Origin of the sequence: Tenacibaculum discolor, from assembly GCF_003664185.1 — a bacterium.
Lineage (GTDB): Bacteria > Bacteroidota > Bacteroidia > Flavobacteriales > Flavobacteriaceae > Polaribacter > Polaribacter discolor.
The window spans coordinates 362,912-387,572 of record NZ_RCCS01000005.1 but is presented as its reverse complement, the minus strand read 5'-3'; the positions used below and the strand labels follow the sequence as shown (position 1 = coordinate 387,572).

Here is a 24,661-nt window from a genome sequence, read left to right as displayed (position 1 = left end):
TGATAGACAAAATCCTCTTAACTGAATTAAGCACAAAAACACAACGCTTAAAATTTTCAAAATGAGAAAAGCCATTATTTTATTTAATTTACTGATTTTAAGTTTGTTTTGCCAAGCACAACAAAACGAATTTATCATTGCTGAAAATTATTTTAGAAATAATGAATATGAAAAGGCAATTCAGTTATATAAAAGGTTATACGATCAAAGCCCATATAACACAACTTATTTAAAAAAGTTAATCACTTGTTATCAGGAGACAGAACAATTTACTGCTGCTGAAAATTTACTCACTCAAAAACTAAAAGAAAAACCTAACTTATCTTACTTATATGTAATTCTAGGTTATAATAGTGAACGGCAAGAAAAAATAGAAGACGCTAATAAATACTATCAAAAAGCAATTGAATCCATCAATAAAAAAGCAAATTACGGTTCTTTAATCGCAGGGTTGTTTAAAAACTATAGTAAATTAGATTTAGCTATTGAAGCTTTTAATAAAGTAATGGAAATTAACCCAAAAGCTAATTATGGGTTTCAATTGGCACAAATTTATGGTGAAAAAGGAGATTTTGAACAAATGTTCAAATCATACATTGATTTGGTTGACAAAAATAGTGGTTACCTCAACAATGTAAAACGTTATGCTGGTAAATATTTAACTGATGATAGCGAAGATGAGAACAATGTTTTATTCAAAAAAGCACTATTACGAAAATCTATAAGTAACCCTAAAGACATTTGGAATGATTTACTTTCTTGGTTATTTATTAGGCAAAAACAATACAGCAAAGCTCTTATTCAAAACAAGGCATTACTTGCAAGAGACCCAGATAATTTGGGTAAAATTAATGATTTGGGTAAAATAGCTCTAGAGAACAAAGACTATGAAACTGCAAAAGAGTGTTTTGATCTTATTATTGAAAAAACGAATTACCCTAGAGACAAGTTTAAAGCTATAAATAATAACCTTAAAATAGCAATTGAGACAAAACAACCTGATGTAGATAAACGTTTTAATTCTATTTTTAAAGAATATGGAATTAACTCTAAAACACTTTTCACACAAATAGAGTACGCTAACTATTTAACATTTACAAAGAACAACCCACAAGAAGCATCTGTTATTTTAAAGAATGCCTTAAATTTTACCAATTCAAAGTTTATAAAAGCAACTATAAAACTTAAGCTTGGTGATGTTTTTGTATATATGGGTAAATTTAATAGAGGATTAATTTATTTTTCTCAAGTTCAAACGCTATTCAAAAACAATTATATAGGTCAAGAAGCACGCTTTAAAGTAGCACAAGCTTCTTATTTTAAAAATGATTTTACTTGGGCAAAGGCTCAGCTAAAAGTTTTAAAAGGATCAGCAACACAACTTATTGCTAACGATGCTGCTGATTTGTTCTTGACAATTTCAGATAACGAACCTAAAGATAGTATTGGTACTGGTTTAAAAGAATATGCCAAAGCTGATCTGTTAGCTTATCAAAATAAAAATGATGAAGCAATTGCTATTTTAAGCAATATAATTGCTAATTACGGTGGGCAATCTATTGAAGATGAAGCATTATTTAAACAAGCTCAATTATTTGTTAAAAAGAAACAATATGACGAAGCCATTTTAAATTATGCCAAAATAATAGCTTTAGATAAAAAAGGGATTTATGTTGACGATGTATATTATCACATGGCTGAATTATACAACAATGAATTAAATAATCTAGAAAAGGCTAAAGAATACTATCAAAAGATTATTTTTGACCACCCATCGAGTATCTACCTAGTAGAGGCCCGAAAAAAGTTTAGAAAATTAAGAGGAGACGACATTTAAAAAACTGAAGACGTTCTTATTACTTTATTTTTAAAATTAAAAACTATGTACATATACAACGTAACAATAAATATAGACGAAAGTATACATGCTGAATGGTTAACTTGGATTGAAAGCCATATACCTGAAGTATTAGCCACAGGACACTTTTTAAGTGCTAAAATGACACAAGTGTTGGTTGAAGAAGAAATGGGAGGTATTACCTACTCTATTCAATATACTGCTAAAACACGTGAAGATTTAGACAACTATTACAAACATAGTGCAGACAAACTACGCAACGACGGATTAAAAAAGTTTGCTGATAAAATGCTTGCTTTTCGTACTGAATTAAAAGTTGTTAATGAGTTTTTCCCTACAGTAAACAGTAATTAGTCAAGACCCAAAACCAAGATTCTAAACGTATTACGTCTATAAAAATCTATTAACCTGAATCCATGACCGTAAGAGCAAAAAAACATTTAGGACAACATTTTTTAAACGATGAAAACATCGCTAAGAAAATTGCTGATTCGTTAACCGAAAAAGGATACGATAACGTATTAGAAATTGGTCCTGGTATGGGAGTTCTAACTAAATATTTGTTAGAGAAAAAACCAAAAGTTACGGTAATGGAATTAGATTCAGAATCAGTAACCTATTTACAAGAAACATTTCCTGTTGAGCACATAAAACTAAATACTTCAAAAGAAAAATTTACCATTATTGAAGGTGATTTTTTAAAGAAAGACTTCACTGAAATTTTCAATAATCAGCAAGTAGCAATTATTGGAAACTTTCCGTACAACATTTCATCACAAATTGTTTTTAAAGCTATTGAAAACCGCGAATTTGTTCCAGAGTTTTCAGGAATGTTTCAAAAGGAAGTTGCTCAACGAATTGCTGAAAAAGAAGGAAGTAAAACTTACGGAATACTCTCGGTATTAACACAAGCTTTTTATGATGCTGAATACTTATTTACCGTACCTCCTTCTGTATTCAATCCACCGCCAAAGGTAGATTCTGGAGTTATTAGACTTATCAGAAAAGAAAACTACACACTTCCTGTTGATGAAAAATTATTTTTTAGAGTGGTAAAAACAGCTTTTAATCAACGAAGAAAAATGTTACGTTCCAGTTTAAAATCTTTTAATCTTTCGGATACCTTAAAAGAAGACCCTATATTTGCGATGCGTCCCGAACAGTTGTCGGTGCAAAAATTCATTGAGTTGACACAAAAAATAGCTCAAAACAATAGTTAAGAGTCCTTTTTTAGATAAGAACAAGTCTTCTTTTTGAATTAGATTTCAACATATTCAAAACCTCGATTATCGAGCAAAATTGCAAGCAATGGCATTAGAAATCACAAAAGACTTATTAGAAAACGTACAAAGCCTGATTCAACAACAAAAAGACACAGCTCTTTCTGAGGTTTTTTCAGATATTCACTACGCTGATATTGCTGAAGTTTTAGATGAACTTACTTTTGAAGAAGCAGTTTACATTATACGTTTATTAGATAGTGAAACAACTTCGGATGTATTAATGGAAGTTGATGAAGAAGTTCGTGAAAAAGTTTTTGAACAACTATCTGCCAAAGAAATTGCCGAAGAGGTTAATGAACTTGATACCGATGATGCTGCCGATGTTATTGCTGAACTTCCTGAAGAACGAAAACAAGATGTAATTCGGAAAATTGAAGACCGTGAACATGCTAAAGAAATTGTAGAATTACTACGATATGATGAAGATTCTGCTGGTGGATTAATGGCAAAAGAGCTTGTAAAAGTAAATGAGAATTGGAATGTACTTACCTGTGTTAAAAAAATGCGTCAGCAAGCAGAAGAGGTTACTAGAGTTCATTCTATTTATGTGGTTGATGATGAAGGTAAGTTAAAAGGGCGTTTGTCGTTAAAAGACTTGTTAATGGCTTCTACTCGTTCTAAAATTTCGGATGTTTATATTCCTAAAGTAGATTTTGTTCATGTACACGATGACGCGGAAGATGTAGCTAACATTATGCGTAAATATGACTTAGAAGCTATTCCTGTTGTGGATGAATTAGGTGTTTTGGTGGGTAGAATTACTATTGATGATATTGTTGATGTAATTAAAGAAGAAGCTGAAAAAGATTATCAATTAGCAGCAGGTATTACCCAAGATGTTGACTCTGAAGATAGCATTTTACAGTTAACCCGAGCTCGATTACCATGGTTGTTCCTAGGTTTAATTGGAGGTATTGGAGCTGCAAGAATTATGGGCTTTTTTGAAGGTGCATTAGAAGAAAATGCTATTCTTTTTATGTTTACACCTCTTATTGCAGCTATGGCTGGTAATGTTGGGGTACAATCTTCAGCAATTATTGTACAAGGTTTAGCTAATGATGATGTAAAAGGAAGTGTTACTAATAGGCTATTAAAAGAAATGTCTTTAGCTGCTGTAAATGGACTTGTTTTGGCTGTTATCTTGTTTTTCTTTATTTGGATTTGGAAAGGAGATATAACAATTGCCTCTGCTATTTCATCTTCATTATTTACGGTAATTATTGTAGCTGGTTTGGTAGGTACTTTTATTCCTTTATTTTTAGATAAGAGAGGTATTGACCCTGCAATTGCTACTGGGCCATTTATTACAACGAGTAACGATATTTTTGGGATTTTGATCTATTTTTGGATAGCAAAAATGATTATCGGCTTTTAATCTAGCGATTCTACTTTCTCAATCAGATTATCAATCTTACTTTCAGGAATAAATCCTTTTAGCATTAACACAGCACCAAAAACGATTAATAACACTCCCATTCCACGTTTTATTCGATAAATAACCAATGGAGTTAACCTACTCTTAAGTTGTTTAGCTAATAATATTTTCCCTAAATCTGTAATTGCGTAACCTGCTATTACAGTACCAAAATACCAAACCAAATACTTCGGATTCATATCATACGTTGGTCCTATAACCACAATTAAACCCAGCCAAAAAGCTAATACTCCTATATTTATAAAATTCAAGAAAAAGCCCTTAAGAAGGAGTTTTAAGTAATTATTACTCTCAGGTAAAACAACATCGGGAGCTTTGGCTTCTTTCTTATTGTTTTTATCTAAATAAGTAATTAATCCATAAACAATAAGCACCAACCCTCCGATAAGAAACAACCGCGGGTCATCTTTTATTTTTTCTAACAGACTTCTACTTCCAAAGTAGGCTATTAACATAAAAGAAATATCTCCTAAAATCACTCCTACATCAAAAGCAATGGCTGCTCTAGCTCCTTTTAAAATACTGGTTTTAATCAGCATAAAAAATACAGGTCCTATCATAAAAGCCATGAAAACACCTACAAAAAATGCGTTTTTAAAGTCGTAAAAATCCATTCTATAAAGTTACGATTTTACCTAAACATCATCAAAGTCTACCACTATTTTCTGTGTAGTTGGATGTGCTTGACATGTAAGTATCAAACCTTCTTCTAATTCGTCGTCAGTTAAAATAGAATTTTTTGCCATTACAGCTTTTCCTTCCGTAACTTTTGCAATACAACTACTACAAACTCCTCCTTGACAAGAATATGGGGCATCTAGCTTGTTGCGTAAAGAAGCTGCTAAAACTGTATCGGTTTTCTCCATCATAAAAGTATGTTCTTCATCATCTAACACCACTTTAATTTCTGATTTTCCGTCTGGAATATGCAATGCCGCTTCTTCATCTGAAATAGTAGCGGTAAATAATTCAAAATAAATGTCTCTTTCATCAAATCCATCTTCTTGAAGTGTTTCAGAAACAGTTTGGATCATTTCTTCTGGTCCACATAAATATACTGAATCGAAAGAAATATCTTTATGTATATTTTTCACGAAATAGTTTACATGTCCTTTATCAATTCTACCAAATTTACTATTAGTTCTCACCTCTTGACTAAACACATAATGTAAGTTTAATTGAGAAGAATACTTTTCAGCTAACTCATTTAACTCATCATAAAAAATTGTGCTTTCAGCTCTTTTATTTCCAAAAACTAGTGTAATTGTAGAAGTTGGTTCATTTTCTAACACTGTTTTTACCATTGATAAAACTGGGGTAATTCCACTTCCTGCAGCAAAAGCAAGATAGTTTTTTTGTGCTTGAGGTTCTAAAATAAACTTCCCCTCTGGTTCAGAAACCTCTAAAAAAGTATCTTCTTTTAGCTTAGTTGTTGCATAGGTTGAAAATTTTCCGTGATCAACTGCTTTTACAGCAACTTTAATTTGCTTACTGTTAGGAGAAGCACAAATAGAGTAAGCTCTTCTTATTTCCTTATCGTCTAAGATAGCTTTTATTGTAATATATTGACCTGCAACAAAAGTGTAGTTATCTTTTAGTTCTGCAGGGATATCAAATAAAATAGACACAGCATCTGCTGTTTCTTTTATTATTTTTTCTATACGTAGTTTATGAAATGTAGACATGTAATCTTTTTAAAGAGTTACAAAAATAAGAAACTCAAGAAGAAGAAAAGTTAGGGTTTTTATAAAACTTTAATTTCTTTACTTTTTCCCATCAACTACAACCACGATTTCTCCTTTAGCTGGTTTTTCAGTATAATATGCTAGTACTTCTTTTACACTTCCTCGTTTGGTTTCTTCAAACAATTTTGTCAGTTCTCTAGAAACAGATATTTGTCTATCCTCTCCAAAATACTCTGCAAAATTTGCGAGTGTTTTCAATAACTTGTGTGGACTCTCATAAAAAATCATAGTTCGTGTCTCTTCTGCCAAGAATTTTAACCGTGTTTGACGTCCTTTTTTTACAGGTAAAAAACCTTCAAAAACAAATTTGTCATTCGGTAAGCCAGAATTTACCAAAGCTGGAACAAAAGCAGTAGCTCCTGGTAAACATTCTACATCTATCCCATGCTGTACACACGCTCTAGTTAATAAAAAACCAGGATCTGAAATTGCAGGGGTTCCTGCATCTGAAATTAACGCAAACGTTTCACCACTTTGCAAACGTTTCACAATTGTTTCTACCGTTTTATGCTCGTTATGCATATGATGCGACTGCATCGGTGTAGAAATATCAAAATGCTTCAGTAGTTTTCCGCTCGTACGTGTATCTTCCGCTAAAATATAATCTACTTCTTGTAAGACTTTAAGCGCTCTCAGCGTAATGTCTTCTAAATTCCCAATCGGTGTAGGCACCAAGTACAATTTGCTCATGCAACAAAACTACAAAGTTTTTAGTCTAAAAAGTTAGGAATCTCTACCTTTTTGTACTTTTGCTATATGTCGAACGACCTATTGAAAAACATTCAAATTCCTGCTGATTTACGTAAATTAACATCAGAAGAATTGCCACAGCTCGCTCAAGAATTGCGTGAGTTTATTATTGATGTGGTTGCTACAAAAGAAGGACATTTAGGCGCAAGCTTAGGTGTGGTAGAATTGACCATTGCACTTCACTATTTGTTTGATACTCCAAACGATTTATTAGTTTGGGATGTAGGACATCAAGCCTATGGGCATAAAATTTTAACAGGAAGAAAAGACGTTTTTCATACCAACCGCCAGTTTGATGGTATTTCAGGATTTCCAAAACGCTCAGAAAGTGAGTACGACACTTTTGGTGTTGGTCACTCTTCTACCGCTATTTCAGCAGCTTTAGGAATGGCAATTGCCTCGAAATTACAAGATATTGAAAAACATCATATTGCGGTGATTGGTGATGCTTCTATTGCTAGTGGAATGGCTTTTGAAGCTTTGAATCATGCAGGAGACACGAATGCAAATCTCTTAGTTATTTTAAACGATAATGCCATTGGTATTGACCCATCGGTAGGCGCTTTGAAAGATTATTTAACAAAAATTAAAGCTCCTCGATTAGAGATAGAACAACACAATATTTTTGAAGCCTTAAACTTTGATTATTCTGGACCTATTGATGGACATAATTTTGAAGAGTTGTTACGTGAACTAGAACGCTTAAAAAGTATTCAAGGTCCTAAGTTTTTACACGTAATAACTACAAAAGGGAAAGGGTTACGACAAGCTGAACAAGACCAAGTAAGGTATCACGCTCCTGGTAAATTTGACAAAATTTCTGGAGACGTCCTACCTAAAGAGGCAAGTAAATACACTAAATTTCAAGATGTTTTTGGGGAAACTATTGTTGAACTAGCACAGAAAAACGAAAAAATTGTAGGAATTACGCCTGCTATGTTAACCGGAAGCTCATTAAAGTTTATGATGCAAGAGTTTCCTGATAGAACATTTGATGTAGGTATTGCCGAACAACATGCAGTAACCTTAGCTGCAGGCATGGCTACCCAAGGATTGATTCCATTTTGTAATATCTATTCTACCTTTTTACAACGTGCTTACGACCAAGTAATTCACGATGTAGCCTTACAAAATTTACCTGTAATTTTTTGCTTAGACAGGGCTGGGTTAGTAGGTGAAGATGGAGCAACTCACCATGGAGTTTTTGATTTGGCTTATTTACGTTGTATTCCAAACCTAATTGTATTTGCTCCTCGTAATGAAATTGAGTTACGTAACATTATGTTTACCGCTCAACAGGGTCTTGAACATCCGATAGCTATTAGATATCCCAGAGGGAAAGGCAAATTAGAGCAATGGCAACTTCCATTCGAAACCATAGAAGTTGGAAAAGGAACCTGTTTAAAAGAAGGAACTCAAATTGCAGTGTTATCTATTGGAACAATAGCTGATAATGTTTCAGAAGCAATCAATCAACTTGAAAATAAAGAAGTCATTGCACATTACGACCTACGTTTTGTAAAACCTTTAGACAAGCAACTTTTAGACACTATTTTTAAAAAATTTGACACTATTATCACTGTTGAGGATGGCACTATCAAAGGTGGGTTTGGGAGTGAAGTATTAGAGTATGCTTCCGAAGTAAACTATCAAGGAAAAATTAAACTATTAGGAATTCCTGATGAGTTTATCCATCATGGTACGATTCAACAGTTGCAAGAAGTATGTGGAATTGATACAATCTCCATTCAAAAAGTAATTCAAAGTCTACTATAAAAGAAAAGCGAACCAAATTGGTTCGCTTTTCAACTCTTTATTTCAAAGTTTATTTCTTCATTATCTTTTCAGAAAGTTTCTTTTGTCCTAGTTCATCATATATTTCAACAATGTAAATTGAGTTACTTGAAACTGTAGAAACATCTATCGAATTATTAATTACAGGTGCTTCTATTACTTTTCTTCCTGATACGTCTATTATTTTCGCAATCCACAAAACTGTATTTTTTCCTCCTTTAATATAAATCCTATCAACAGCTGGATTTGGATAAATACTCATTCCTGAAGTATTTGTTTCTTCTTTTTCTTGGCTTCTTAATTGTGTTTTTGCAGAAGTGGAAGTGTTTAAACAAACCTGTTTAGTCTCCGAAGACCCAAAGCTTCCTCCTGAAGCTAATACATCTCCATTATTATTAGTTATTTTATACGAACCGCTTCCATAACTACAGCAAATGCCATCACCATATGTATCATTAATTGTAAAATCATAACATCCTACCGGCAAGCATTTTGATACAGTAATAGACTCTCCATTTCCTTGAGTATAATTATCTCCACTCATTACAGTTTGCCCTGTACTATCCTTTAAACTCCAAGAAGTTTCTGAAGAATACTTATCGAAAATAATTGTCACGCTTACATCCTCACATTTTGGGATTTCTCCTCCTCCATCTCCATCATCAGGGTTCCCTGTGCTATAAGTAACCACTAATTTGGGTGCACTCGCGCTACTTCCATCGTATGACTCTGCTGTTCGTTCTCCTGTTCCTGAAATATAAAACATCATTGAATTACCAGTTGCCCAATTAGATCTGTTCACAACATATTGTACCAGAGATTTTAAATCTGGAGTTCTTTGTGCTGTCCCCGAAGCTCCAACTGAACTCCATGAACTAGGACTCCAAGCAACTGATTGATTATAATAACTTCTTGATGTTATATCATAACTTTGAGAAGTCATATCAGGTGCATTTGATGAATCTTGAATTTTTATTGCTAATGATGTACTTCCTGAATTTGTTTCATCGGTAGTAAATTGTATATACGCATTCGTTACCGTAGCATTTGCAGGTATATTTAAGTCTCTAAACAACAACCCTACATGTTGATTTCCTTTGGAACTTCCATCATACACTAATTCTAAATCAGAACTGTTCATATACATTGTTCCTGACGACTCATATTGTTCAGCATCATCATTAGTACTATTAATTGTTGAAGTTATTGTCTTAGAAACATTTCCTACAAAAACAGAAACTTCTTCAGAAGTAGTTTCGTATCCGTCATTATCTGTAGCCTTTGCTTTAATTATATATGATTGGTCATCAATTGTAGGTATCCAGTTAAAAGAGTATGGAGTATTTGTATCTGTGCCTACTAAAGTGTTATTTACATAAAACTTAACACTAGAAATTGTTCCATCACTATCTGTAGCAGTAGCGGAAATTGTTACTGGAGTATTTACGGTATGTGATGAGCCTGATGATGGATTTGTAACTGTAACTTCTGGATAGCTAACGTTACTACTTATAATTGTTACCACACTACCATTAGATGGAGCCCATATATCTAAATTAGACGGTATTGTGAATGGATTTTGGTTTGAAACCGAACCTACACTACTCGCATTATCTACCTTAATTGTTCTAACTTCTATTTTAGACTCTTCAACAAAAATCCATTTAAACTGATTAAAGGTACTCGCGTCTCTTGTCCAGTTTTTTGAATCATTCGATGATCTTAAAGGTGCTCCCCAGCAACCTTCTCCTACATAAACGGTTCCGTTAGCATCATCTCTAACAAAACCTTCATCACAATTACTTCCGCTAGAACAAGGTTTTACTGGCCATGTTGTTTTTACGGTATGAGAGTCAGATTCAAATACTAAATTCACTCCTTTATCATAAAACAATTGAGACCAACTAGAGTATTCATCATTTCCTTCCGATTTTGATGACACATGTGGACGCATCGGTTTGTGATATTGAGCAGATTTCCAAATAGAACTATTTGTATTTAATTTTTGACTTAACCATGAATACTGAGTTCCTCCTGCTGAAATCTCTGAATTCAACGTATAAATTGTATATAAATTATTTCCAAAAGTTATGTCGTAATAAACACTTGTTGAAGGAACATTAAACAGGTTATAAATACTATTATTTGAACCTTCGTGATTTCCTCTCGTTGGTACAATAGGAAACATTCTTCCGTCATTTGCTGTGGTATATTGCCAATCATTAAACCAGTCTTGCCATTCAGAACTAGAGTCTCCGTTAGTCATATCTCCACCAAAAAACACTGCTGTTGGCTTTAATTTAGAAACTAACAAATTAGCATCTCTTCTCGGTGTTCTATTGTTTCTTGAATCTCCTCCAGCAATAAACGACATTTTATCATTGGTATTTGGAGCTGTTTTAAACCAAAAACGACTGCTTACCCCTTGGCTATCTTTAATTACAAAATAATAGTTGGTATTAGGACTTAATCCAGTTAATTTGGCAAAAGTATTACTCATTCCTTTATAAGAAACTGAGCGATCTACAGATTTTGAATTTGGATAATTTGACCAGTTAGTTCCATTATCTGTCGTTCCATAGTATACAACTGGGTTAGATCCTGAAATTTGATTCCAGCCAATCATAATGGTTGTTGCCGGATTGTCTGTGATGATTAATCGGTACTTATCATTAGAGGCATAAGTACTAAGAACTGCTAATAATAACAGTGTTAAAATAATTTTTTTCATTGTGAGGGACTTTAAAGTTTAATAGTTAGTTACACAAATATATTTTTTCCCTTTCAATTTAATAGGTTATTTTTATTATAATTAATCATATAATAACCTGATTAACTTTAACCTAACTATTGTTTTATAGTTTACTAATCTTATTTTAACAAACTACATACCCCCTATTTTTACTTTTGTTTAAACCTTAATTTATGAACACTAAAACCCTTCTTACTTTTTTAAAATTCTGTTCTTTTTTTATTTTTTTTGGCAGAGCTTACCAGCATTTATTTTGGGATGCACCCTACCGAAGCTTTTTTTGGGATCAGCATTTATTGGAGCCTGTTGTTAATTTTCTTTTTGACACTAGTTGGCAATCATATGTTACTAACCTAAATACTGATTTTGCTATCCAAGTTTTAACCAGAAGTATTGGTGTTTTATATCTAGTATGCGCTATTATTTCAATCTTAATAAATGAAAACTCAAAAAAATGGATGCGCAACATTTTAATAATAGGATCTGTTAGTTTGATTTTTTTAGCTTTAATGATAACCAAGGATAAATTTTATCACCTAATAATGTTTTTTGAGCACACCATTCAGTTTGGAGTTCCAATCGCTTTATTATATTTCTTAAAATACAAAAACACACCTATCTTACTTTTTTACCTAAAAGTTTTTATTGCCTTAGCTTTCACTTGTCATGGAATGTACGCTATTGGTGTTTTTTATCCATTACCAGGTAGTTTCGTTACCATGACCTTGAATATACTTCCTGTACAAGAAGAAATGGCTAAGAACCTATTATTTGTAGCTGGTGTTATAGATTTCATTATTGCTATTGCTATATTTATTCCTAAACTTTCAAAAGCAGCCTTGTTATATGCATGCTTTTGGGGTATTGTAACTGCTTTAGCAAGAATTCTTAGTGGCTTTCATTATGATTTTTCTTTAAGTATTATGCATCAGTATTTATACTTAACAATATATAGACTTCCTCACGGATTAATACCACTAATGGTTTATCTATACTTAGTCAAAAACAATTCTAAAAAGCCTAGAACTAACAACAGTTTGGTTTCTGCTTGATTTACTTAATTAATATGTAAATGACACTTGGTAAAATAAATTTGAAGTTGTTTTGTTAAACTTTCAGAAACTAATGATTTGTAAGGTTTATATTCGCGAAAAATAACCTCCAAATTTTTCAAAAATGAAACTATTATTTAAAACTTTAGTTTGTTCTATTTTTTTATTCCTTTCATGTAGTGATAAAGAAAGTATCCCTAACGTTGAGCTTAAAACTTACTCTTTTGATTCTGAAACCAATTCTAGCTTGATGTTTCAAGACGGAGAACCTCAAGAAGTAATGACTTCAGAATCTCGTGTGTACGAAATAAGTAAAGTAATAAGAGTTAAGCCAATTGATAATAAAACTATTGAGGTTGCTAATTTCGCCCCAATAGATATAGAAGATATAACTATTACAGCTACGATTGAGGCTGAAGGTTTTCATAAACCTATTAAATTATTTAAAATTGATAAAATAAGAGCCCATGGTAAGCAAGAAATTAACTACCCTTTTATAAACAACTCTTCCTTATTTTTAAATACAAGTAATCAAGAAGTTGATCTTTCAATTTTTAAAGATACAGGTATAGACCCTAGTAATATTGTTTTTGATTTTACTGGTGATAACGAAATTATCCAAAGGCTTAAAGGTTTAAATAAACTAAAATGGACGATAAAATATCACGATTTTGATACAGACAACAATCCAGATAACAATTGGGCTGAAGATATTACTGCAAAAGACATCCGTCGATTCACAGGATTAATGATTAACCTTGGTGTTGTTTTTGCTTCTGATAATTTTAAAAATGAATTTATTAGTGAAAATATTATAGGAAATGATGGCACAACTGCTTTAACAGAAAACGAAAAGAAAGGAGCTTATAACATTATTTTAAACAAAACACGTTATAACTGTGGTAAGGTTGTTAATGTTTCTGGTTTAGGTGGTGGTGCAACCTTTGGTTTAGCTGAACATGTACTAAGAGATTATATTCGTAAAGAAACTGGTTTTATAACAGCACATGAAATAGGTCATACTATTGGTTACAACCATTCTTCAAATATGACATACCCTCATGAGGTAGATGGAATAAGTACTGGTATTAGCCCTGTTACCACAAGAATTATGAATCAGTTTTTTGAAAATGATTTATTTCCAGTAACCTTAGAAAACTATTATTTATCATCTGATTTTGAATAATAAAATGATATAAAAAAGAAAAGCGAACCAAATTGATTCGCTTTTTTTTATGATAACTCTCAGAATATTTCTGAGAAATGCTCTTTTCTTAGTTATTTAAAGCTTCTGCTCCACCAACGATCTCTAAGATTTCGTTTGTAATAGCAGCTTGACGTGCTTTGTTATAAGTTAATAATAACTCATCACGTAATTCCGTAGCATTATCAGTTGCTTTATGCATTGCAGTCATACGAGCACCGTGTTCGGCAGCAAATGAATCACGAATTGCCTTGTATAATTGTGTCTTTAATGACTTAGGAATTAACTCTAAAATGATTTCTTCTTTAGAAGGCTCAAAGATGTAATCTAAATTAGCATTTGATTCTCCTTCTACAGGTTGAATTGGTAAAAATTGCTCTACCTGTGGTATTTGAGTCGCTGCGTTTTTAAATCTGTTGTAAATGATCTCTATTTTATCATAAGAACCATCTACAAATAAATTCATTAACTGTTCAGCAACTTGAGCAACGTTTTCAAAAGTTAAGTCATCAAAAATATTACTTCTATTTTCAATAACTGTATATTCTTTTGATAAAATATCGTTTCCTTTTTTACCAATCGTTAATAAATCAACAGTAGCATCGTTATATTTTTCATTAATAGTTTTAACTGTTTCTTTGATAATAGATGAGTTAAAACCTCCACATAAACCTCTATTAGAAGTTACAGTAACTAACAATACTTTGTTTACTTCTCTTTCTGTTGAATACACTCCACCTGCATCGCTATCTAATGTAGCACTTAAGCTTTGTAATAATTCAGTAAGCTTAGATGAATACGGGCGCATTGCTGTAATTGCATCTTGAGCTTTTTTCAACTTTGCAGCCGATACCATTTTCATGGCAGAGGTGATCTGCATTGTTGATTTAATCGAAGTAATTCTGTTACGTATTTCTTTTAAGTTTGCCATTTAATTGAACTTAAAATTTATAAAACCCCCGCATTATAATGCGGGGATGCCTTTTTTTGTTTTTATTAAGCTGAAAATTTAGCTGAAACTTCTTTTGCAGCGTCTCTTAAAGTATCAATTACTTCATCAGTTAATTTTCCTGCTTTTAAAGTATCTAAAGTATCTCTGTGCTTCGCATTTAAATACTCTAAATAATCTTTTTCGAATTCTTTTACCTTGTTTACAGGTACATCTTTTAACAAGTTCTTAGAACCTGCATAGATAATAGCTACCTGATCTTCTACGGTATAAGGGTCGTTTTGAGCTTGCTTTAAGATCTCAACGTTACGCTTACCTTTTTCAATTACATTTAAAGTAGCTGCATCTAAATCAGAACCAAACTTAGCGAATGCTTCTAATTCACGGTACTGAGCTTGATCTAACTTTAAAGTACCAGATACTTTTTTCATTGATTTAATCTGAGCAGATCCTCCTACACGTGATACAGAGATACCTACGTTAATCGCTGGACGAACCCCTGAGTTGAATAAATCAGACTCTAAGAATATCTGACCATCAGTAATTGAGATTACGTTTGTTGGAATATATGCTGAAACGTCTCCTGCTTGTGTTTCAATAATTGGTAATGCAGTTAAAGAACCTCCACCTTTTACAATTCCTTTTAAAGAATCTGGTAAATCATTCATTTCACTTGCAATTTTATCGTCATTGATAACTTTTGCAGCACGCTCTAATAATCTTGAGTGTAAGTAGAATACATCTCCAGGATATGCCTCACGTCCTGGTGGTCTTCTTAATAATAATGAAATTTCACGGTAAGCAACAGCTTGTTTAGATAAATCATCATAAACAATTAAAGCTGGTCTACCAGTATCACGGAAATATTCTCCAATTGCAGCTCCTGCAAATGGTGCGTATACTTGCATTGCAGCTGGATCAGATGCATTTGCAGCAACAATAGTTGTATATGCTAACGCTCCTTTATCTTCTAACATATTAGCAATAGCTGCTACTGTTGAAGCTTTTTGACCGATAGCTACATAGATACAGTACACTGGCTGTCCTGCATCATAAAATTCTCTTTGGTTTAAGATAGTATCAATAGCAACAGTTGATTTACCTGTTTGACGGTCTCCAATGATTAACTCACGTTGACCACGACCAACTGGAATCATTGCATCGATAGATTTGATACCTGTTTGCATTGGCTCAGTTACAGGCTCACGGAAGATAACCCCTGGTGCTTTACGCTCTAAAGGCATTTCGAAAGTTTCACCTTGAATTGGTCCTTTACCATCTATTGGTTGTCCTAATGTGTTAACAACACGCCCTACGATTCCTTCTCCAGCTTTTAAAGAAGCAATTCTTTCTGTACGTTTCACAGTAGATCCTTCTCTTACTGAAGTAGAAGCTCCTAATAATACAACACCTGCATTATCTTCTTCTAAGTTTAATACGATACCTTCTAATCCGTTATCGAATTCTACTAATTCTCCGTATTGTACGTTAGATAATCCATAAACACGTGCAATACCATCACCTACTTGTAATACTGTCCCTACTTCGTTTAATGAAGCCTTAGACTCAAAATTTGTTAATTGTTCCTTTAAAATTGCTGATACTTCAGCTGGTTTAATTGCTGCCATCTTATTTCTTTTGATGTATAATTAAATTTTTGGAATGTAATGACCGTTGTCAAACTCTCTCCTTAACTCATTAAATTGGCTAGAGATACTTGCATCGTACTGCACATCTCCAACTCGTAAGATAAATCCTCCTAAAATATCAGGATTTACTATATTCTCAATACTTGCATTGTTTCCTGTAAGGGCAACAATTTTAGCTTGTATTTTATCTTCTAACTCTTTTGTTAAAGCTACTGCTGTAGTAACTTTAGCTACGTTGATGTTCTTGTGGTAATCGTATATAACAGCATATTGCTTAGCAATAGACTCTAACATTACCATACGCTTATTTTCCTCTAATAAGTTAAATAACCCTTTTACTATGTTATCTACTTTATCGCCAAAAAGCGCATTTAAAACCTTACGTTTATCTGCAGCTTTGATTACAGGACTTTTAAGCATAACATCTAAATCATCGCTCCCAGCAATTGTATCAACGATTAACTTCATGTTATCGTTTACTAAAGTTTCGCTTCCTGAATCTTTAGCTAAGTTTAAAACTGCCTTTGCGTAACGTAGTGCTGCTCTTGATTCTTTCATCTACTGATTAGTTTAAAGTAACCTCTTCTAACATTCCTTCTACAAGCTTTAATTGATCGTCTTGTGAAGCTAATTCTTTTCTTACAACCTTTTGAGCTATTTCGATAGATAAATCTCCAACTTTCTTCTTTAACTCAGCGATTGCTGCTTGTTGCTCTTGCTTAATAGTAGCTTTTGCATTCTCTACCATAGTAGATGTTTGCTCTTCAGCTTCTTGTTTTGCATCAGCAATGATTTTATCTTTAATTTCACGTGCTTCCTTCATCATCGCATCTCTCTCAGCTCTTGCTTCTTTTAATAAACGCTCATTATCAGCTTGTAAGTTTTGCATTTCTTTACGAGCATTTTCTGCTTGATCTAATGCATTTTGAATACCTTCTTCACGTTCTGTTAAAGCAGCCATAATTGGTTTCCATGCGAATTTGAACAATAAAACTAGTAATATTACTAATATTAATGCTTGCATAGCAAATAGCCCTGGAGAAAAATCATTTATTAACTGATCCATTGTATATGAAATTTAATCTTTTTACTGTTTGTTTTTTGTTTAATTTGAAAACATTTCCTGTAACCAACCGTTACAGGAAAATGTTTTACTTCTGTTTTGTTTCGGAATTATTTTCCTAAGATTAAAGCACCAAATGCTAATCCTTCTAATAATGCTCCGATAATGATCATCGCTGTTTGGATTTTATTAGCTGCTTCTGGTTGACGTGCGATAGCTTCCATTGCACTACCACCAATTTTACCTAATCCTAATCCTCCTCCGATAACGATTAATCCTGCTCCAATTAAATTGTACATACTGATTGATTTATATATAATTAAACAAATTCTTATTCTAAATTAATGATGCTCGTGTTCTTCAACCGCCATACCAATAAATAATGACGATAGCATTGTAAAAATAAATGCTTGTAAAAACGCTACTAAAATTTCAATTACTGTGATAAATAATGCCAACAACAATGAAATACTTGTTGAACCTACAGCACCGAACTGATTTTTTAATGTAATCATTAATGCTATTAAGCTCATTACTACGAAGTGACCTGCTGTAATGTTTGCGAATAAACGCACTAATAAAGAGAAAGGTTTAATTAATATAAATCCAATCAATTCGATTACTGCTAAAATTGGTCTTAAAATTACTGGTACACCAGGCATCCATAATGTGTGTGCCCAGAAATCTTTGCTACCATTTGTCAAGTAGATTACCAACGTAAAAAATGCTAAACATACCGTTACTGCTATTTGTCCTGTTACGTTAAATCCAAAAGGAGTTAATCCTAACAAGTTCAATATCCAAATAAAGAAGAATACTGTTAACAAATAAGGCATAAACTTCATGTATTTTTTTTCACCGATATTAGGCTTTGCTATTTCATCTCTTACATAAAGCACTAAAGGTTCTAATACACGACCAACCCCTGTTGGAATTGCTCCTTTTTTATAACTTTTAGCTAACGAACCAAAACCTAACAACATTAACAATCCTACGAACAACATACCAAACACACTCTTAGTTATAGAAAAATCTAACACCTTGTGCGCATTGGTAGCATGGTGAGCTTCATCAAAAGCAACTGCTGTTTCTCCTTCGTTTAACTCGTATATTTTACTGTGAATTTTAGTAAGTTTTACTCCACCTTTTTCAACAACAATATGACCGTCATCATTGTGGTGAAATTCAGAAGACATAAAGGTTTTTAACCCTTGACTTGTCCAGACAATTACAGGCAATGGAAAACCAACATGTTTACGCTCTCCTGCATCGTTTGTATACGAAAACAATGTAAAATCATGTGAATCTGCTAAGTGATGTTTAATATATCCATCAATTTGCTCTCGTGTATTAATCTGACCTCCGTTTGAAGTATCACCTCCTCCAGCGAATGCTGTAAATGAACTAAATACTATTGCTAGTACCGTTAAAAAATAGATAGGTTTTTTTGCTATCATCATACCTTACTAAATATAGAATTATGGTCTCTAAATTTCCGTGCAAAGGTACACAATAAATTAAAACTACAAACGGTTTTTTTATTTAGTTTTCCTGAGTCTTCTAAAGACTTCAAAAAACAGTAAACTATCTATTATTCAACAACTTTGAAACACCAATAGCTTCCACTAATAAAAAAGTAAGAATAGGAAGTAGTATTGAAACTTTTTCAGGTTTAGTTAAACCTGTTTCAGAAAAAATAGAATCTTGATATAACAAAATAAAAACTCCGAATTTTACTAACATTAAACCAAGATACAAGTAACCTGTTTCATTCGGCAGGTAATTTATTACTATTTCTACTGCAATATAAGTTACTAAAGAAGCAATTAAGTTAAATACATATACTGATAGTAACGAAAAAGATAAACTAACCGTGTTTTTTTCTATGAAATAATTATTAACAAAGAATCCTAAAGCAGCTAATGCAGCTACAACTATAGTAAAAATTATAATTCGTTTAATCATCGTTTTTTGTTAAATTGGTTACTTGTATAATTACCGAAAGCATAGCTCCGAAAACCGCTACAAGTGTACAAATTTTTACGTAAAGTTGATTATCGTTTGGGTATTTTTGGTCTAACCATTCACCTAGTAAACTTCCTAGGTAAATAGTTAGCCCCATTTGAAGTGCGATTCCTGTGAATCGTATGTATTTATTAAGCGGATTTTTCTTTGAGTCCTTGCTCATTCTTGTTTAATTCTTTTACCGCTCCTTTCATGGCACAAGTAGCATTGAATTCTGCTCCTGGCTCCACTGATAGCTTTCCTATAACTACATCTCCTGTAATGTTTGCTGAAGATTTTACTGTTAATGTATTTGATACAAATAATTCACCTGAAAACTCTCCTTCTACATCAGCGTTAGTACACTCTACTTTTCCTTTAATTAAACCAGTACTACCAATAATTACTCTACCATTAGTTTCTATAGTTCCTTCTAGGGTTCCGTCGATTCTAAAATCTCCTTCAGAAATTATTTCTCCAGTAATTTTAGTGTTTTTTCCTATAATGTTTCTCTCTGCAACTTTGTTTTCTCCTGTTTTTTTACTCTCTTTACCAAACATATTCGGGGAATTTAAGGGTGTTTATGTTTTATTTAATTGTTCTATGATTTCTTTTGCTTTCTTACCTTCTTGAGTAGTTGCATAACTAACCGCAACAAACTCTAATGCTTTTTTATAGGTGTCTTTATCTTGATATTTACCTATAGCCAAGGCTTTTAGGAGCGCAAATTTAGGGATTAAATTTGAATTCTTAAGTGTAGTTAAAAAATTATCTATCTCATTAACAACCTCTTCAAACTTATTTTCTTTGTATAAATAGTATATTTCTTTATACTTATTTAAAACCTCATCTTCTTTTTTTTCTTCTGTAAGTTTTTTATCAGGGTTTAAAATTATCTGAGCAAAACTTGTTTCTGGATACTTCTGTAAAATAATATTTTTATACTCATTTACCTTAGCTACATCTCCTTGCTTTTTATATATCTGGTACAAGTGATAACTTATTGGTAATTCTAGCTTATTATCTGTTCTAACCTCACTTAAACGCTCTAGGTTCTTAATAGCTAGTGTAGCATTTGTAAACTGCTCTTTATAAATTAACCCTAATTGGTATAATGCGTCATTACGTTCTTCAACTAAGTTACTAATAAATTTTTCATCTGTAGGAATTGCATCCAGATATGTTGAAAGTTCATACCTCTTATTTACTTTGTTTCCATCAGTATCGTCAGTTACATCATCTGCAACGCTTATAGATTTATCTGACAATCTCCAGTTATCTTCTAAAGGACGTGTTCCCCATATTTTTTGAAATTCTGCTCTTCCAAAACCAAGTGCTTGCGTATTGTAAAAATACCACTTCCCTTTATTGGCATTATTATTTATGGATGCTCCACCACCTAAACCAATTCCGAAGTTTTGAGCATTGAGTATTTGTTGTCTTTTTTCTTCGTCTTCTTTTTTTATTTTTTCAATATATTCTTCAAAAAAAGAAGTTCTTTCATCTGGTGTCATTGCCACCAAACTAAGAATACTGTCGTTATTTTTAACAGTTTCCTCGTACTTTCTTAGAGTTGTAAGCCCTTTATTTTTTCTTCGAATTCTACGGATTCTTTTTTCTTGATCAAACTCTTTAGAAACCACTTGCATTACACTATCGTAATACGAGCCTGCTAACAAGTAATTCTCTTTTTCAAAAGCCATGTTTGCCAAGCGTTCATACGCATATGTTTTTTGATAATTGTTATTATGCTTTGCTTGTAAGGACTTTTTATAATATTCTGCTGCTGCTTCAGGGTTATTTCTTCCTTCTTGAATTACCCCTGCTTGGTAGTACAATTCATTTAAAAACTTTCGGTTATCTGAATTTTTAATCAGTTTTCTTAACCTCGCCAACATTAATATTGATGTTGAATCATTTGGTGTATTTTTAGCAAGTTCTATGTTTGCTCGAATACGGAACTTGTCTGGTGCTCTTTTAAATTCTGATAATTTTCGAAACACCATTCTTGCTGAATCTTTTCTATCTAATTCACTGTAAACTTGTCCTAAAACAAACATGTTTCGAGCTGATTGTTCTCTGTTATAACGTGTTCTAGTAGCTAACTTTAGATAATCTACCATTTTTTGGATGGTATCTGTTTGTTCATAAGCCATAGCCATAGCTGTGTAAGCTTGCTCTTTTACAGATTTGTTTATTTTTTCTTTCTCATCTAAAACATCTAACAATAGCATTAATGTTTCTATGGCTCTTTTTTCATTCCCTAAACGAATGTTTGCTTTCGCTCTCCAAATTTTTGTTTCGTAGTTTAAATCAGCCTTTGGGTAGTTAACTATTACATAGTTAAAGGCTTCTAATGCCGGAATAAAGCGTTGAGTATAGTATCTTGATTTCCCTAGTAATAAATAAGCATCATCTATCTGGCTATTTCTTTCATAACCATTGATGTTCATTGAATGAGTTTGAACTGCTTTTATTGCTTTTTCCTCTGCTTTTTCAAAGTGTGTTAAATTCTTATTTTCTTCTTCTTCGTCTGCTCTAAAACCTGTACCTGGATTTAGTACTTTTGTAGTTAATTTACTTTCATCAAAAGTTATAGGCTCTATTTGCAAGCGTTTCCAGAAATTGTCTTCGTGCTTTTCTTGAATTTCTTCAAGTCCTTTTAAATACGCTTGCTCACCGTTAAAAAGCACATTGTATTTGGTGGTAACAGCATGGTAATTTCTATTTAAAAAAGCATCCTTTTTAACACTACACGAATACACGATAGCTGCTAAAACACTGAATACTATTATCTTTACCCCTTTTTTCATATACTATTACTTTTACAGTACAACAACGTAATAATTGTGTTTTTTGTACGTAAAGAGGTAAAAATAATAATTATAAGATGATTTTCACCTTGTTTTATGCAGAAAAATAGCTTTCTAATTCTTGTAGGGTTTCTTGCGACGTATTTATGTCCTTCACAACATTTCCTTTATCTAAAACTACAATACGTTCGCAAACCTCAGTTACATGACTTAAATCGTGACTAGAAACTAGTACGGTTACATCATTATTTTCTGTTAGTTTTTTAATTATTTTTTTTAATCGAATTTGTGTTGTAGGATCTAAATTAGCAAAAGGTTCGTCTAAAATTATCACTTGTGGATTCCCCATCATTGCAGCAACAATACCTACCTTTTTCTGATTTCCTTTACTTAAGCTTCGTAAATACTTTTTCTTTCCTAAAATTTCATCATTAAAAAACTCATCAAATTGAGCTAAAAACCCTTTTACATCAGCTTTATTCATTCCACGTAAGTCCCCAACAAAATCAAAATATTCTTCAGGTGTTAAATACCCAATTAAAAAAGTTTCATCTATAAACGACCCTGTAAACGTCTTCCAATTTTCACTTTTATTTACAATTACTTCATTATTTATAATTTCTCCTGTAGTTGGTCTAATTAAATCTAACAACAGGTTAAATAGCGTCGTTTTTCCTGCTCCATTATTTCCTACTAGCCCAAAAGATTGTCCGCTAGGAATTTTTAATTCTTCTAAATTTAAGACTTGTGTAGTTCCGTATGTTTTTGAAATGTTATTTATAGATATCATTTTGTTTAGTTTTTTGGTTAGTTATGATTTTTGGCTGAATGCATGTATTACTGCGTACTTACTTTTAATGTATCTTTTTTCTATAAAGTTCATAAAGTAATTTTTGAACGCTAATGCTAGTACTCCTGCAATAGCAATTGCTAAAACTCCAGCATTAAAACCAACAAACTTGTTGAAAATCCAAAATAGGAACATAGGAATTCCCATTATTGGAATTATTATTAAAAATTGTGTTGCGCTAGTTCCTTGATAATTTGAAAACCCACTTTTATTTAGGTCTATACGTTTTCGGTTAAAAGAACCTGCAAATAACAAAAAGAGTGAATTAAACCCGATATTAAATATTGCCCCAGCGGTTATCATTAAAAAAATATCTAATCCGTAGAAATAAACATAAGGAATACTTAAAAGGTATAACACTCCTGATACTACAACCATTAAATACCACTTACTTTCTAAAAACTTTCTATAACGAATGTTTTGACTCATAAGCATTTTATAATACTCACTATCCCATGCTGGGATGAACTGACCATAGTTTAGTGTAAAACCTCCTGTTACAAAAATTGCTGCAAATACTAAGAAAGCTGGCATTTTTTCTCGATAAGTTTCTTCCCCAAAGAAAATCGTTCCATAGAAAAGAAATAAAAACGACATAAAAAACACTGTTTTAGTTCGTTTATTTCTCCATATTTGACGGATATCATTTTTTATAAATGGTGCTACATCTCCTAGTCTATCAACAAAAGATAAATTTGACTCTTTAGCTACTTCTTCTTTACTTTTTATAGCATCATCTAAATATACTTTTTCTCTTAATAGTTTAAAGTTTACATAATATAAACCTATCAATAGAACCACTCCTATTAATGCCAAAGCAGGAAAATTATATACTGATTGAAAAACAGGTGCAAATATGTCGTTTACGTTAAATAGCTGGTATTTATTTGCAAAAAACAACACTCCAAGCACAGCTATCATAACACCTAACGCATAATTATTTTTGTTGATTAGAAAATTTACATAGTTAGCACTTAACACTAACATTAGCATTAAAAACAACCATCCTAAAACCCCCATAATATCATAACCTTCACCTATTAGTACTATTGAAAAAGGCACGTAAAAAAACAGCGGCATTATATTGAAAAATGATAAAGCTGATTTACCTAATACAAAATGAACTAACTTTTCTTTTTTAACAGGTAAATTTAAAAATGGTTTGATGTTTAGTACTGGTAGTTTTTGCATTAAATAACGAAAAACTAAATCTCCTAGTAGTAAAAAAATAAGAAATCCATTAACAAAAAATAGTGGATCTGTATTTGGATATTCTTTCTTAATAAAAAAATATCCTCCTATTCCTATCATTAAAAATGAAACTAGCATATACAGGGCAAAAAAGCCCATAACAATTTTTAGTGCAATACTTTTTCCGAAATAAGAAGAGCGAAAAAACTGCTTCCACTCTAACTTAAAAAAATGTGCAATCATTTGGTTATGTATTTGGTTGACTATCT

23 protein-coding genes are annotated in these 24,661 nt (G+C 32.2%); 7 read left to right on the top strand and 16 right to left on the bottom strand.

Annotated features, from left to right (window positions below):
* Positions 1–61 precede the first annotated feature (61 nt).
* The 4 genes from C8N27_RS05260 to mgtE all read left to right on the top strand — a co-directional run bounded on the left by C8N27_RS05260 (position 62) and on the right by mgtE (position 4,516).
* Positions 62–1,837, top strand: coding sequence for a tetratricopeptide repeat protein (locus C8N27_RS05260; RefSeq protein ID WP_121146548.1), 1,776 nt, complete (start codon positions 62–64; stop codon positions 1,835–1,837).
* 45 nt (positions 1,838–1,882) lie between these two features.
* Positions 1,883–2,212, top strand: coding sequence for a DUF4286 family protein (locus C8N27_RS05255; protein ID WP_099215038.1), 330 nt, complete (start codon positions 1,883–1,885; stop codon positions 2,210–2,212).
* A gap of 62 nt (positions 2,213–2,274) precedes the next feature.
* Positions 2,275–3,078, top strand: coding sequence for a 16S rRNA (adenine(1518)-N(6)/adenine(1519)-N(6))-dimethyltransferase RsmA (gene rsmA / locus C8N27_RS05250; protein WP_099215037.1), 804 nt, complete (start codon positions 2,275–2,277; stop codon positions 3,076–3,078).
* Between the two features lie 88 nt (positions 3,079–3,166).
* Positions 3,167–4,516 carry a magnesium transporter gene (gene mgtE, locus C8N27_RS05245; RefSeq protein ID WP_099215036.1) on the top strand — a complete coding sequence of 450 codons (1,350 nt, stop codon included), beginning with the start codon at positions 3,167–3,169 and terminating at the stop codon, positions 4,514–4,516.
* On the opposite strand, the gene C8N27_RS05240 is transcribed toward mgtE, so the two are convergent.
* From C8N27_RS05240 to rsmI, 3 genes are all read right to left on the bottom strand, one after another.
* A complete protein-coding gene (locus tag C8N27_RS05240; RefSeq protein WP_121146547.1) occupies positions 4,513–5,190 on the bottom strand; it encodes a LysE family translocator in 678 nt (225 codons plus the stop codon). The genes mgtE and C8N27_RS05240 overlap by 4 nt on opposite strands.
* A 21-nt stretch (positions 5,191–5,211) precedes the next feature.
* Positions 5,212–6,261 (bottom strand): ferredoxin--NADP reductase, encoded by a 1,050-nt coding sequence (locus C8N27_RS05235; protein ID WP_121146546.1) that lies wholly within the window; start codon positions 6,259–6,261, stop codon positions 5,212–5,214.
* Between the two features lie 78 nt (positions 6,262–6,339).
* On the bottom strand, positions 6,340–7,011 hold the full coding sequence (gene rsmI, locus C8N27_RS05230) for a 16S rRNA (cytidine(1402)-2'-O)-methyltransferase (RefSeq protein ID WP_121146545.1): 672 nt from the start codon (positions 7,009–7,011) through the stop codon (positions 6,340–6,342).
* A gap of 66 nt (positions 7,012–7,077) precedes the next feature.
* Here rsmI and dxs point away from each other — a divergent pair, with 66 nt between their 5' ends.
* Positions 7,078–8,847 (top strand): 1-deoxy-D-xylulose-5-phosphate synthase, encoded by a 1,770-nt coding sequence (gene dxs, locus C8N27_RS05225; RefSeq protein ID WP_121146544.1) that lies wholly within the window; start codon positions 7,078–7,080, stop codon positions 8,845–8,847.
* A 49-nt stretch (positions 8,848–8,896) separates the two neighbouring features.
* Here the strand turns inward: dxs and C8N27_RS05220 are convergent, their stop codons facing one another.
* The gene (locus C8N27_RS05220) at positions 8,897–11,596 is read right to left on the bottom strand and encodes an Ig-like domain-containing protein (RefSeq protein WP_121146543.1); all 2,700 of its coding nucleotides are present in this window, start codon (positions 11,594–11,596) and stop codon (positions 8,897–8,899) included.
* A gap of 194 nt (positions 11,597–11,790) precedes the next feature.
* On the opposite strand from C8N27_RS05220, the gene C8N27_RS05215 reads away from it, so the two are divergent.
* Both C8N27_RS05215 and C8N27_RS05210 read left to right on the top strand, forming a co-directional pair.
* On the top strand, positions 11,791–12,669 hold the full coding sequence (locus tag C8N27_RS05215) for a hypothetical protein (RefSeq protein ID WP_121146542.1): 879 nt from the start codon (positions 11,791–11,793) through the stop codon (positions 12,667–12,669).
* 124 nt (positions 12,670–12,793) lie between these two features.
* Positions 12,794–13,855, top strand: a complete 1,062-nt coding sequence (locus tag C8N27_RS05210) for a zinc metalloprotease (RefSeq protein ID WP_121146541.1) — start codon at positions 12,794–12,796, stop codon at positions 13,853–13,855.
* 88 nt (positions 13,856–13,943) lie between these two features.
* Here the strand turns inward: C8N27_RS05210 and atpG are convergent, their stop codons facing one another.
* From atpG to C8N27_RS05150, 12 genes are all read right to left on the bottom strand, one after another.
* Positions 13,944–14,804: an ATP synthase F1 subunit gamma gene (gene atpG / locus C8N27_RS05205; RefSeq protein WP_121146540.1), complete on the bottom strand. Its 861-nt coding sequence runs from the start codon at positions 14,802–14,804 to the stop codon at positions 13,944–13,946.
* A gap of 65 nt (positions 14,805–14,869) precedes the next feature.
* The gene (gene atpA / locus C8N27_RS05200) at positions 14,870–16,450 is read right to left on the bottom strand and encodes a F0F1 ATP synthase subunit alpha (RefSeq protein WP_099215027.1); all 1,581 of its coding nucleotides are present in this window, start codon (positions 16,448–16,450) and stop codon (positions 14,870–14,872) included.
* Between the two features lie 21 nt (positions 16,451–16,471).
* A complete protein-coding gene (gene atpH, locus C8N27_RS05195; RefSeq protein WP_121146539.1) occupies positions 16,472–17,029 on the bottom strand; it encodes an ATP synthase F1 subunit delta in 558 nt (185 codons plus the stop codon).
* A gap of 7 nt (positions 17,030–17,036) precedes the next feature.
* Positions 17,037–17,537 carry a F0F1 ATP synthase subunit B gene (locus tag C8N27_RS05190; protein ID WP_099215025.1) on the bottom strand — a complete coding sequence of 167 codons (501 nt, stop codon included), beginning with the start codon at positions 17,535–17,537 and terminating at the stop codon, positions 17,037–17,039.
* A gap of 107 nt (positions 17,538–17,644) precedes the next feature.
* Positions 17,645–17,833, bottom strand: coding sequence for an ATP synthase subunit C-like protein (locus tag C8N27_RS05185; RefSeq protein WP_099215024.1), 189 nt, complete (start codon positions 17,831–17,833; stop codon positions 17,645–17,647).
* A 42-nt stretch (positions 17,834–17,875) separates the two neighbouring features.
* The gene (gene atpB / locus C8N27_RS05180; protein WP_121146538.1) at positions 17,876–18,994 is read right to left on the bottom strand and encodes a F0F1 ATP synthase subunit A; all 1,119 of its coding nucleotides are present in this window, start codon (positions 18,992–18,994) and stop codon (positions 17,876–17,878) included.
* Between the two features lie 124 nt (positions 18,995–19,118).
* Complete coding sequence (locus C8N27_RS05175; RefSeq protein WP_099215022.1) at positions 19,119–19,499, bottom strand: DUF6168 family protein; 381 nt, start codon at positions 19,497–19,499, stop codon at positions 19,119–19,121.
* Entirely contained in the window at positions 19,492–19,722 is a 231-nt protein-coding gene (locus C8N27_RS05170; RefSeq protein ID WP_099215021.1) for an AtpZ/AtpI family protein, read from the bottom strand. Before C8N27_RS05170 ends, C8N27_RS05175 begins: the two co-directional genes overlap by 8 nt.
* Complete coding sequence (locus tag C8N27_RS05165) at positions 19,691–20,098, bottom strand: bactofilin family protein (RefSeq protein ID WP_099215020.1); 408 nt, start codon at positions 20,096–20,098, stop codon at positions 19,691–19,693. Before C8N27_RS05165 ends, C8N27_RS05170 begins: the two co-directional genes overlap by 32 nt.
* A gap of 21 nt (positions 20,099–20,119) precedes the next feature.
* Complete coding sequence (gene porW / locus C8N27_RS05160; protein ID WP_121146537.1) at positions 20,120–22,351, bottom strand: type IX secretion system periplasmic lipoprotein PorW/SprE; 2,232 nt, start codon at positions 22,349–22,351, stop codon at positions 20,120–20,122.
* Positions 22,352–22,445: 94 nt separating this feature from the next.
* Positions 22,446–23,141, bottom strand: coding sequence for an ABC transporter ATP-binding protein (locus tag C8N27_RS05155; RefSeq protein WP_121146536.1), 696 nt, complete (start codon positions 23,139–23,141; stop codon positions 22,446–22,448).
* Positions 23,142–23,162: 21 nt separating this feature from the next.
* Positions 23,163–24,635, bottom strand: coding sequence for a DUF5687 family protein (locus C8N27_RS05150; RefSeq protein WP_121146535.1), 1,473 nt, complete (start codon positions 24,633–24,635; stop codon positions 23,163–23,165).
* Between the last annotated feature and the right edge of the window lie 26 nt (positions 24,636–24,661).

Coding starts and splice junctions, on each gene's coding strand:
- atpH (WP_121146539.1), bottom strand. CDS start 17,029: ATGAAAGAATCAAGAGCAGCACTACGTTACGCAAAGGCAGTTTTAAAC.
- porW (WP_121146537.1), bottom strand. CDS start 22,351: ATGAAAAAAGGGGTAAAGATAATAGTATTCAGTGTTTTAGCAGCTATC.
- rsmI (WP_121146545.1), bottom strand. CDS start 7,011: ATGAGCAAATTGTACTTGGTGCCTACACCGATTGGGAATTTAGAAGAC.
- C8N27_RS05185 (WP_099215024.1), bottom strand. CDS start 17,833: ATGTACAATTTAATTGGAGCAGGATTAATCGTTATCGGAGGAGGATTA.
- C8N27_RS05215 (WP_121146542.1), top strand. CDS start 11,791: ATGAACACTAAAACCCTTCTTACTTTTTTAAAATTCTGTTCTTTTTTT.
- C8N27_RS05165 (WP_099215020.1), bottom strand. CDS start 20,098: ATGTTTGGTAAAGAGAGTAAAAAAACAGGAGAAAACAAAGTTGCAGAG.
- C8N27_RS05210 (WP_121146541.1), top strand. CDS start 12,794: ATGAAACTATTATTTAAAACTTTAGTTTGTTCTATTTTTTTATTCCTT.
- dxs (WP_121146544.1), top strand. CDS start 7,078: ATGTCGAACGACCTATTGAAAAACATTCAAATTCCTGCTGATTTACGT.
- C8N27_RS05155 (WP_121146536.1), bottom strand. CDS start 23,141: ATGATATCTATAAATAACATTTCAAAAACATACGGAACTACACAAGTC.
- atpA (WP_099215027.1), bottom strand. CDS start 16,450: ATGGCAGCAATTAAACCAGCTGAAGTATCAGCAATTTTAAAGGAACAA.
- mgtE (WP_099215036.1), top strand. CDS start 3,167: ATGGCATTAGAAATCACAAAAGACTTATTAGAAAACGTACAAAGCCTG.
- C8N27_RS05220 (WP_121146543.1), bottom strand. CDS start 11,596: ATGAAAAAAATTATTTTAACACTGTTATTATTAGCAGTTCTTAGTACT.
- C8N27_RS05150 (WP_121146535.1), bottom strand. CDS start 24,635: ATGATTGCACATTTTTTTAAGTTAGAGTGGAAGCAGTTTTTTCGCTCT.
- C8N27_RS05235 (WP_121146546.1), bottom strand. CDS start 6,261: ATGTCTACATTTCATAAACTACGTATAGAAAAAATAATAAAAGAAACA.
- atpG (WP_121146540.1), bottom strand. CDS start 14,804: ATGGCAAACTTAAAAGAAATACGTAACAGAATTACTTCGATTAAATCA.
- C8N27_RS05260 (WP_121146548.1), top strand. CDS start 62: ATGAGAAAAGCCATTATTTTATTTAATTTACTGATTTTAAGTTTGTTT.
- C8N27_RS05255 (WP_099215038.1), top strand. CDS start 1,883: ATGTACATATACAACGTAACAATAAATATAGACGAAAGTATACATGCT.
- C8N27_RS05170 (WP_099215021.1), bottom strand. CDS start 19,722: ATGAGCAAGGACTCAAAGAAAAATCCGCTTAATAAATACATACGATTC.
- C8N27_RS05175 (WP_099215022.1), bottom strand. CDS start 19,499: ATGATTAAACGAATTATAATTTTTACTATAGTTGTAGCTGCATTAGCT.
- C8N27_RS05240 (WP_121146547.1), bottom strand. CDS start 5,190: ATGGATTTTTACGACTTTAAAAACGCATTTTTTGTAGGTGTTTTCATG.
- C8N27_RS05190 (WP_099215025.1), bottom strand. CDS start 17,537: ATGGATCAGTTAATAAATGATTTTTCTCCAGGGCTATTTGCTATGCAA.
- rsmA (WP_099215037.1), top strand. CDS start 2,275: ATGACCGTAAGAGCAAAAAAACATTTAGGACAACATTTTTTAAACGAT.
- atpB (WP_121146538.1), bottom strand. CDS start 18,994: ATGATGATAGCAAAAAAACCTATCTATTTTTTAACGGTACTAGCAATA.